Below are 3642 nucleotides of genomic sequence, written 5' to 3' on the forward strand. Positions count from 1 at the left end.
GTGTTCGACCTCGACGGTGAAGGTGGCAGCCCGGCCTTCGGGATCTGTGTGCCGGGCGTAGAAGGTCGGTGTCAGTTTGCTGGTGACCTTGCCGTCGGCGTCGCTGGTCGGAGCTACATAGGCGAGGCTCACAGCCGGGGAACCAGGCGGCGGATCTTCAGCCTTGGTGGTAAACGACCATGAGTAGGTCGCCATCACGTTTCCAGCAGCATCCTTGGCACTACTGACTTCGGCTACGTACTGCTTCTCTCCAGGCAGTGGCTGCTCAGGGGTGAAGCGGACGATAGACGGCGACATCATGTCCACCGTGCCATTCACTGGCGCCCCTGTGCCGTCCTTCAGGGTGAGCTTCGCGTCGGAAACCGGTTCACTGAACGTCGCCTGTATGGGAGCACCCAGCTCTACGCCCGTAGCGTTGTTGAGAGGGCTGGTCAGAGTAACTGTCGGTGCTGTTGTGTCGGGTTGCGCCGTGGTGAAAGACCACGTGTACGACGCCATCGAGTTGCCCGAATCGTCCTTCGCGGCGGTTACTTCGATGGTGAAGACTGTCTCAGCTGGCAATGAGACAGCGGGCTTGAATGTCCAGATCTTTCGGGTGGCGTCAGGGGCGAGAGCTCCAGCGACAGAGGCGCCTGCTGGATCTGAGACCTTGACCTCGGTGCCGGACACGGGCTCGTTGAACGTAACGCTGAGCGTGGTGTTCACTGGCACATTGATAGCGTTCGACGAGGGGCTCGTCTCGGTTACTGCAGGTGGCGTTGTGTCGGGTCCCGCGGTAGTGAAGGACCAGGAATAGGCAGCCATGACATTGTCACTGGCATCGACGGCGTTGCTGACAGTCGCAGTGTAGACGGTGCTCACGGCCAGGGATTGAGCCGGCGTGAACACAACGCGTTCGTCGCCGGGCTCCATGTCCAGGACGCCTGTGACGAGGTTGCCTTGGGGATCCTTGAGCGTCACGTCTGCGGCCCGGACAGGTTCGCTGAATGACGCCTTGATCGAAGAATTGACGGCCACATCGGTCTGCGAGCGAGCGGGTTCCGTCTGGGTGACGGTTGGAGGTATTGCGTCCTCTGGTGGCATTCCAGGGGACGCGTCCGGGTCAAGGGCCGTAGCAAGCTCTTCAGGCGTCATCCCATCTGGGATGAACATCTTCTCCGAAATGGTCTCGGTATATCCCTCTGTGGCCGAGGTTGCGGCTCTCGCCTGGGCAGGCGTCATCATCGGGGGAGGTGCTTCCGCAGTGCCTGTGGCTTGGTCGATCGCTGCCGAGATTTGTGCGTCCGAGGCGTCTGCGGAGAGCCCCCAGAGAGTGGCTATCCGCGTCTGTGCCGGTTCGTACCCGATGATGAGTTTGGGACCGTGAGAGCCGTTGCCGTCCTCGCCGTACTCCTTCGAGCGGTACGCGCGCCAGTTGGTGTTCTCGGATTCGTTGCCCGAGGTGAGCTGGAATCCGTAGTTGGGCTGGCCGTCGGCCCACGCCTGCGCGATCGGGTTCACAAAGTGGATCAGGTCATGTTCGTAATCCATGTAGCCGCGGGTGCACGTTGGCTTGTAGGCGCCGTATTCGGTGTCGGCGCCCTCGCTGGTCACCGTCGGCTGGTTGCTCCACGTGAGCGTGGAGACGTCCCATCGCTGGGTGATCCTGCGGGCGGTGATGCCGGAGCCGACTGGTAGGCCGCAGTCGTTGGAGTCGATGTTCCACAGGACGAGGTCGGCGTTTTTCACCTGGCCGCCGCGCAGCGGGGAGTCCTCGGGGATGTCCTCGAAGCGGATGTAGGTTCGCCAGCGGACGGTTCCGCTGTTGGTCATGCCGGCCTGCAGGTGGTAGGCGCCGCTATTGGCGTAGCCGTTTTGGTAGGAGGAGTTGTTGATGAATGTGTCGTTGGCGTTCGGCAGCTGGGTCCAGACGGTGTCGTCGGCTACGACGAGGGTGACCGGGTAGGTGACGTCCGGATCGGCGAGGAAATGCGCGTCGGGTTTGTACATGAGCGTCTGACCGGTAGCGGTCTTCTCGACCGCGGTGGTCACCTTGCCGACCTGCCCCTCCTCACCCATGCTGAGATCTGCGCTGGCGTCCACCAGTAGCGGGGCGGGGATCTCGGTCGTGCGGCCACCCTTGGTCTTGGCGGCGTTGTCGTGTAGCGCCAGCTTGCCCGAGGAGGTTTCGCCGAAGGCGAGGCCGGCGGGGAGCTGGATGGCGACCGGGAGTTTCAGCGGGCTCACCGGTCGTTGCCTGATGACCGCTTCTTGCCGGAATCCCGTCGGCGTCGCGGTGATGACGAGGTCGATGCCTGTGCCATAGGCGTTGGCGTATTCAGCCCTGTTGCCCAACAGCTTCGGAGCGGGCAGCTTCTGGGGAGCCGAGATCTTGATCGTCGACCCATCGCGCTGGCTCGCCGTGGTGAGCAGGTCGGTGCCGCCGCCAGGTGAGAGCGTGAAACCGGCTTTGGTGGCGCGCGGCTTGATGATGCCATTGTCGGCCACCAGCGTGGTGTCGACCGACTGCCAGGCATCGCCCTGCTTGAAGCGGATGGGGTTGGTGTAGAACTCGGTGGCGAGAGTTTTGCCGTCGCTGTTGGCGTAGGTGGTTGAGGCCTCGGTGTGCAGGCTGGGGATCTCCACCTGACGGCCAACTTTTTTCGCCTCTGCCTTGGCCGAGTCAACCGGGGGAAGGGGTGTCGTGTCCTGAGCAGAGGGGCTCGCCGCAGGAGATGGCTGGGCGATGGCAGCGTCTGTGGGAAGGAATGACGCGGTCATGGACAGCGCCATCACTGCGAATAGTAATCGAGAATGAGCAATACGTGATCGTTTTGATGTGTTCAAGTTCACCTCGATCGGTGTGGAGGGAAGGGCGAGTTGATCTTTACATTTCCCTTATATCGAACACAAGGACGAAAGCGGTAATGGCCGATTCCCGATCTTGTGGATCCGCCCCTACCGCGCGGCGACGCGTACATCGGCATTCGGCCCACTGTGCCTTACCAGGCCGATGGAGCAGGTTGAGATACCCATGAGCACCATCCCCGCGTGCCCGGGGAGCACAGCATCGTCACCTCCAGAGCGATGACGGGCGGGGTTCCATCCCCGAGGCTCTCCCGTCGTCTGGTGGCAAGGCGCGACGAAGAGGCCGCGGCAGCGCTCACCCCGACAACGTCCGCGCCCCGTCTCACGCGCCTGCCGGCTGGCCTACGCCATCCTCGACGGCACCCGGACCCCATCGACGCCATGCCGACGAGCGGGCCTGCGACTCCCGAAAACACACGCACCACGGCATGAGCGTCCAAGTCCTGGCCGATCAAGGCGCCGGTTGGCATGGGCGCACATCAGGGGAACCGCACGCCTGGTCCAGAACCGCCAGGCCCGAGCACCTGTAGCGGCGTGGCGGCTCTACACAGCACACGCTGTAGGAGAGCGGTAGCTCTGATTCTGTCTAGCATGGCCTGACCTGCGCGAACGCCCTTCATGGCCTCGACCGTTTGCGTGATCATCCCGCAAATGTCCCGCGTCTTAAACCCGAGTTTCGCAGTTCGCGGGCACATAAGCCTTGATCGTTGAGCGAAAGTGCTGGTCGGCATGGTTGTGGATAACTTCCGGAGTCCCAAAGTGTGGGCACACGACCATTCGTGATTATGCTGCGGA

1 protein-coding gene is annotated in these 3642 nt (G+C 62.6%); it reads right to left on the reverse strand.

Annotated features, from left to right (window positions below; genetic code table 11):
* A partial coding sequence (locus tag ACTWPW_RS63310) for an Ig-like domain-containing protein (RefSeq protein ID WP_443174902.1) occupies positions 1–2772 on the reverse strand: 2772 nt, incomplete at its 3' end.
* Between the last annotated feature and the right edge of the window lie 870 nt (positions 2773–3642).

Source organism: Nonomuraea sp. KM90, assembly GCF_052246675.1.
Classification (GTDB): domain Bacteria; phylum Actinomycetota; class Actinomycetes; order Streptosporangiales; family Streptosporangiaceae; genus Nonomuraea.